Source organism: Shigella sp. FC1544, assembly GCF_001722145.1.
Lineage (GTDB): Bacteria > Pseudomonadota > Gammaproteobacteria > Enterobacterales > Enterobacteriaceae > Escherichia > Escherichia coli.
In genome coordinates, this window is record NZ_MECT01000106.1 from 1 (window position 1) to 6,838 (window position 6,838).

Annotated in this window: 5 protein-coding genes and 3 pseudogenes; 5 read left to right on the forward strand and 3 right to left on the reverse strand. The window is 49.4% G+C overall.

The genetic code is table 11. The features are described from left to right. From BGK49_RS07345 to ptrR, 3 genes and pseudogenes are all read right to left on the reverse strand, one after another. Window positions 1-337: pseudogene (locus BGK49_RS07345) on the reverse strand (IS1-like element IS1A family transposase); the annotation flags it as partial. Window positions 338-387: 50 nt separating this feature from the next. Next, window positions 388-920: pseudogene (gene yneK, locus BGK49_RS07350) on the reverse strand (putative protein YneK). Between the two features lie 77 nt (window positions 921-997). Next, on the reverse strand, window positions 998-1,879 hold the full coding sequence (ptrR, locus tag BGK49_RS07355; protein WP_000366480.1) for a putrescine utilization regulator PtrR: 882 nt from the start codon (window positions 1,877-1,879) through the stop codon (window positions 998-1,000). Between the two features lie 100 nt (window positions 1,880-1,979). On the opposite strand from ptrR, the gene sad reads away from it, so the two are divergent. The 5 genes and pseudogenes from sad to BGK49_RS07380 all read left to right on the forward strand — a co-directional run. Next, window positions 1,980-3,368, forward strand: a complete 1,389-nt coding sequence (gene sad / locus BGK49_RS07360; protein ID WP_001296740.1) for a succinate-semialdehyde dehydrogenase — start codon at window positions 1,980-1,982, stop codon at window positions 3,366-3,368. A 63-nt stretch (window positions 3,369-3,431) separates the two neighbouring features. Continuing rightward, window positions 3,432-4,358, forward strand: coding sequence for a glutaminase B (gene glsB / locus BGK49_RS07365; RefSeq protein ID WP_000257409.1), 927 nt, complete (start codon window positions 3,432-3,434; stop codon window positions 4,356-4,358). Beyond that, window positions 4,358-4,717 carry a DUF4186 domain-containing protein gene (locus BGK49_RS07370; protein WP_001191027.1) on the forward strand — a complete coding sequence of 120 codons (360 nt, stop codon included), beginning with the start codon at window positions 4,358-4,360 and terminating at the stop codon, window positions 4,715-4,717. The genes glsB and BGK49_RS07370 overlap by 1 nt, the downstream gene beginning before the upstream one ends. A 138-nt stretch (window positions 4,718-4,855) precedes the next feature. Further along, window positions 4,856-6,274, forward strand: coding sequence for a sensor domain-containing diguanylate cyclase (locus BGK49_RS07375; protein ID WP_000558057.1), 1,419 nt, complete (start codon window positions 4,856-4,858; stop codon window positions 6,272-6,274). 226 nt (window positions 6,275-6,500) lie between these two features. Next, a pseudogene (locus BGK49_RS07380) lies at window positions 6,501-6,737 on the forward strand (mannitol dehydrogenase family protein); the annotation flags it as partial. Window positions 6,738-6,838: the final 101 nt, after the last annotated feature.

Sequence of the window (6,838 nt, forward strand, 5' to 3'; positions counted from 1 at the left end):
CCCCACTGTTCGTCCATTTCCGCGCAGACGATGACGTCACTGCCCGGCTGTATGCGCGAGGTTACCGACTGCGGCCTGAGTTTTTTAAGTGACGTAAAATCGTGTTGAGGCTAACGCCCATAATGCGTGCAGTTGCCCGGCATCCAACGCCATTCATGGCCATATCAATAATTTTCTGGTGCGTACCGGGTTGAGAAGCGGTGTAAGTGAACTGCAGTTGCCATGTTTTACGGCAGTGAGAGCAGAGATAGCGCTGATGTCCGGCAGTGCTTTTGCCGTTACGCACCACCCCGTCAGTAGCTGAACAGGAGGGACAGCTGATAGAAACAGAAGCCACTGGAGCACCTCAAAAACACCATCATACACTAAATCAGTAAGTTGGCAGCATCACCTATGTGGTGTATGCGCTTTTTTGATGGGGACGCCAAGGTGGATCATTGTAAATTGTTCAATAAAATCATTCAGAAACAGAAAGAGCACACGCTCGACGCCGGTGTGAAATACGCGCCCCATAGTGACAGGCTTTGGGTTGGGAGCGCAAAAATATTAATTTCTCCATCATGGCGAAAATTATCTAAATAAATAGGGCTTAAATTTATTACTACCTGAAATTCAATATTTTCTTTGTGTCTTCCATTCTTGACGGGATAAGTGAGTTTAAACTGAACCTTTTCATTGTATAGTGTGTCGTTACCCCGAAAAGAAGTCCTCTGAATATATGATAAGTTATCAAGGTTGTTAAATATCTTTTTTGTGGCTGAGTTGGTGTTTAAAGACGTGCGCCACTCTTCATCACATATTATGGTACTGAGTGCATCAATAAAATTCTTTAAAACTTCTTTTACCTGAGGTGCAATATTACGTACGGGAAAATCATCAGGAAGAGATATGTAATTACTGATGCTTACTGGCGTAACCATATTTGCCCCATATAGTCATAAGTCATCGGAACATCACTATATAGGGCATTTGAGCTGCAAGAACTATCAAAAATAGCTCATTGGTAACCCTGTTTTGCCGAGTCAGGCACATCCAGTAGTTGAATAAATGCCTCAAGCGGACGCGTTTTCGCACCACGACGCCAGACCAGCCAGGTTGTTAACCAACGCCATTGCTCAGCTAACGGCCACGCTTCAACCTGGTGATGCCCCGGCATACTTTCCAGCATAGAGCGTGGAATAAGCGCAATGCCTGCTCCTGCGACCACACAGGCCAACATCCCGTGATACGACTCCATCTCGTGAATAGTTCCCGGAGCGGCACCGTCAGCATGAAACCAGCTCTCGAAGTGGCGACGATACGAACAATTGGCGCGGAAGGCATAAATGTTACTGCCGTTAACCTGACTGGCGCGGATTACTGGCGCATGACCTTGTGGCGTGACGATCATCAGCTCCTCGCGGTATACCGGTATCCCGTCAATGGCAGTATGGTTAATGGGCCCATCAATAAATGCCGCATTCAGTTTTCCCTCCAGCACTCCTTCCAGCATAGTGCCGGAAGGGCCGGTGGAAAGTGAAAACTGAATTTTGGGATAACGATGGTTGAATTCCGCCAGCGTGGCCGGAATGCGCACTGCTGCGGTGCTTTCCAGCGAACCAAGAGAAAATAAACCTTGCGGCTCATCGCCAGCGACAACGCTCCGCGCTTCATCCACTAACGCGAGAATTTGTTGGCTATAGCGTAAAAAGTTATGCCCGGCAGGAGAGAGACGTAAACGCTGATTCTCGCGAATAAACAGATCTACCCCCAGTTCTGTTTCCAGCTGGCGTAGACGGGTAGTGAGATTCGACGGCACGCGAAGCACTATTGCTGCTGCCTGGGTTATGCTGCCAGCTTCGGCAACCGCGTTGAACATCTCCAGTTGGGTCAGATCCATAATATTCTCGATTCGTGAATAAGTGGCTTAATATTATTCATTTTAAAGCAAGAGTAAATCTGCGTATCTTCATACCATGACTCATAAAGGAGATACCCCGATGACCATTACTCCGGCAACTCATGCAATTTCGATAAATCCTGCCACGGGTGAACAACTTTCTGTGCTGCCGTGGGCTGGCGCTAACGATATCGAAAACGCACTTCAGCTGGCGGCAGCAGGCTTTCGCGACTGGCGCGAGACAAATATAGATTATCGTGCTGAAAAACTGCGTGGTATCGGTAAGGCTCTGCGCGCCCGTAGCGAAGAAATGGCGCAAATGATCACCCGTGAAATGGGCAAACCAATCAATCAGGCGCGCGCTGAAGTGGCGAAATCGGCGAATTTGTGTGACTGGTATGCAGAACATGGTCCGGCAATGCTGAAGGCGGAACCTACGCTGGTGGAAAATCAGCAGGCAGTTATTGAGTATCGACCGTTGGGGACGATTCTGGCGATTATGCCGTGGAACTTTCCGTTATGGCAGGTGATGCGTGGCGCGGTTCCTATCATTCTTGCAGGTAACGGCTACTTACTTAAACATGCGCCGAATGTGATGGGCTGTGCTCAGCTCATTGCCCAGGTGTTTAAAGATGCGGGAATCCCGCAAGGCGTATATGGCTGGCTGAATGCCGACAACGACGGTGTCAGTCAAATGATTAAAGATTCGCGCATTGCTGCTGTCACGGTGACCGGAAGTGTTCGTGCGGGAGCGGCTATTGGCGCACAGGCTGGAGCGGCACTGAAAAAATGCGTACTGGAACTGGGCGGTTCGGATCCATTTATTGTGCTTAACGATGCCGATCTGGAACTGGCGGTTAAAGCGGCGGTAGCCGGACGTTATCAGAATACCGGACAGGTTTGTGCAGCGGCAAAACGCTTTATTATCGAAGAGGGAATTGCTTCTGCATTTACCGAACGTTTTGTGGCAGCTGCGGCAGCCTTGAAAATGGGCGATCCCCGTGATGAAGAGAACGCTCTCGGACCAATGGCTCGTTTTGATTTACGTGATGAGCTGCATCATCAGGTGGAGAAAACCCTGGCGCAGGGTGCGCGTTTGTTACTGGGCGGGGAAAAGATGGCTGGGGCAGGTAACTACTATCCGCCAACGGTTCTGGCGAATGTTACCCCAGAAATGACCGCGTTTCGGGAAGAAATGTTTGGCCCTGTTGCGGCAATCACCGTTGCGAAAGATGCAGAACATGCGCTGGAACTGGCTAATGATAGTGAGTTCGGCCTTTCAGCGACCATTTTTACCACCGACGAAACACAGGCCAGACAGATGGCGGCACGTCTGGAATGCGGTGGGGTGTTTATCAATGGTTATTGTGCCAGCGACGCGCGAGTGGCCTTTGGTGGCGTGAAAAAGAGTGGCTTTGGTCGTGAGCTTTCCCATTTCGGCTTACACGAATTCTGTAATATCCAGACGGTGTGGAAAGACCGGATCTGACGCGACATATTCAGCTCTGATATACTCGCAGGTCTTTTCAGACCTGCGGTCCAGGAGTAGAAAGTGGCAGTCGCCATGGATAATGCAATTTTAGAAAACATCTTGCGGCAAGTGCGGCCGCTCATTGGTCAGGGTAAAGTCGCGGATTATATTCCGGCGCTGGCTACAGTAGACGGTTCCCGATTGGGCATTGCTATCTGTACCGTTGACGGACAGCTTTTTCAGGCCGGAGACGCGCAAGAACGTTTTTCCATTCAGTCTATTTCCAAAGTGCTGAGTCTCGTTGTCGCCATGCGTCATTACTCCGAAGAGGAAATCTGGCAACGCGTCGGCAAAGATCCGTCTGGATCACCGTTCAATTCTTTAGTGCAACTGGAAATGGAGCAGGGTATTCCGCGTAATCCGTTTATTAATGCTGGTGCGCTGGTGGTCTGCGATATGTTGCAAGGGCGATTAAGCGCACCACGGCAACGTATGCTGGAAGTCGTGCGCGGCTTAAGCGGTGTGTCTGATATTTCATACGATACGGTGGTAGCGCGTTCCGAATTTGAACATTCCGCGCGAAATGCGGCTATCGCCTGGCTGATGAAGTCGTTTGGCAATTTCCATCATGACGTGACAACCGTTCTGCAAAACTACTTTCATTACTGCGCTCTGAAAATGAGCTGTGTAGAGCTGGCCCGGACGTTTGTCTTTCTGGCTAATCAGGGGAAAGCTATTCATATTGATGAACCTGTGGTGACGCCAATGCAGGCGCGGCAAATTAACGCGCTGATGGCGACCAGTGGTATGTACCAGAACGCGGGGGAGTTTGCCTGGCGGGTGGGGCTACCGGCGAAATCTGGCGTTGGTGGCGGTATTGTGGCGATTGTTCCGCATGAAATGGCCATCGCTGTCTGGAGTCCGGAACTGGATGATGCAGGTAACTCGCTTGCGGGTATCGCCGTCCTTGAACAATTGACGAAACAGTTAGGGCGTTCGGTTTATTAATGCAGTCTCTCGATCCACTCTTCGCGCGTTTATCCCGTTCAAAATTTCGCTCTCGCTTTCGTCTGGGCATGAAAGAGCGTCAGTATTGCCTGGAGAAAGGCGCGCCAGTCATCGAACAACATGCGGCGGATTTTGTCGCTAAACGTCTTGCTCCGGCATTACCGGCTAATGACGGTAAGCAAACACCCATGCGCGGGCATCCGGTGTTTATCGCTCAGCACGCCACCGCGACCTGCTGTCGCGGTTGTCTGGCTAAGTGGCATAACATTCCGCAGGGTGTTTCGTTAAGCGAAGAACAACAACGTTATATCGTGGCGGTAATCTATCACTGGCTGGTTGTACAGATGAATCAGCCATGAGAATTGCGGAAAACGATAAAATAGCATTCCCAGGGTACCTTTATTTGCCGCCGCTGTTAGCGAACATGCTATCCTTTATGAGAATTTACTTATTACGTTGAGATAATTGCCACCCGCAATTGTATGGACAGATAATTAATGCATGTACACCCCATTTCAACTTTCCGTTTGTTCCAGGAAGGTCATCTGCTACGTAATAGCATCGCTATTTTTGCGCTAACCACGCTGTTCTATTTTATTGTTGCAGAGTTACGGCTGGTTCACGAACTTTCTCTTTTCTGGCCGCTGAATGGCGTAATGGCGGGGGTGTTTGCCCGCTATGTCTGGCTTAATCGACTGCATTACTATGCGATCAGTTATGTGGCGATGCTGGTTTATGATGCCATAACCACCGAATGGGGACTGGTTTCACTGGTTATCAATTTCTCCAATATGATGTTTATTGTTACCGTCGCCTTACTGGTCGTGCGGGATAAGCGTCTGGGGAAAAATAAGTATGAGCCAGTAAGTGCCTTACGGCTATTTAATTACTGTCTGATTGCCGCATTATTATGCGCTATTGTCGGGGCGATTGGTTCGGTCAGTATTGATAGTCTGGATTTCTGGCCTTTGCTTGCGGACTGGTTCAGTGAGCAATTCTCAACGGGCGTGTTGATCGTGCCTTGTATGCTGACGTTGGCTATTCCTGGAGTGCTGCCGCGCTTTAAAGCAGAACAGATGATGCCCGCCATCGCGCTTATTGTGTCGGTTATTGCCTCGGTAGTCATTGGCGGAGCGGGGAGTCTGGCGTTCCCGCTGCCTGCATTAATCTGGTGTGCAGTGCGCTATACGCCGCAGGTAACATGTCTGTTGACCTTTGTCACCGGTGCGGTGGAAATCGTACTGGTGGCAAATTCGGTGATTGATATCTCGGTCGGTTCGCCGTTCTCCATTCCGGAAATGTTCTCCGCACGTCTCGGTATTGCCACGATGGCGATATGCCCAATTATGGTTTCTTTTAGCGTGGCAGCGATCAATTCGCTAATGAAGCAAGTTGCGCTGCGAGCCGACTTTGATTTTCTGACTCAGGTTTACTCACGGTCCGGTCTTTATGAGGCGCTGAAAAGTCCATCGCTGAAACAGACACAACATCTGACGGTCATGCTGCTTGATATCGACTATTTCAAAAGCATTAACGATAACTATGGACATGAATGTGGCGATAAAGTGTTAAGCGTGTTTGCCCGGCATATTCAGAAGATTGTCGGTGATAAGGGGCTGGTGGCGCGCATGGGCGGCGAAGAATTTGCTGTTGCAGTGCCGTCGGTGAATCCTGTCGATGGTCTGCTAATGGCGGAAAAAATCCGTAAAGGCGTTGAACTGCAACCATTCACCTGGCAACAAAAAACGCTTTATCTCACGGTAAGTATTGGCGTCGGTAGTGGTCGCGCATCGTACCGAACGCTGACCGATGATTTTAATAAATTGATGGTCGAAGCCGATACGTGTCTGTATCGCTCGAAGAAAGATGGGCGCAACCGTACCAGCACTATGCGTTACGGTGAGGAAGTTGTCTGACATCTTTATTCATTCCGCGCGATTTGAATGCAATGTGTTCTACCACTTTATGATCCAGGAAAAGGCGTATTTCCTCGATTAAACCATGATCCGCGCCACACTTTTCTCATAAAACTGCTCATTAATCATCAGGAGTTGATCAAAACAGGGGGTCGGCGTATTAAAGTTTACTAACATGTCGTACCAATTTAAACGGCTTGTATGACTAATCAGAAGGGAACCCATTGTGAAAACACTAAATCGTCGCGATATTCCCGGTGCACAGTATCCAGAACGTATCATTCAGTTTGGTGAAGGTAACTTCCTGCGCGCCTTTGTTGACTGGCAAATCGATCTCCTGAATGAGCACACCGATCTGAATTCTGGCGTGGTCGTTGTTCGTCCGATTGAAACATCATTCCCGCCGTCACTGAGCACGCAGGATGGTCTGTACACCACCATTATCCGTGGCCTGAATGAGAAGGCGTGAAGTGGTCAACAAAAACTGGCCACCGAGTTAGAGTTTTTCCAGTATCGATTTTCCGATTCGTTTGGGGGTAACCCACCGTTATATTCGTGCGGTCT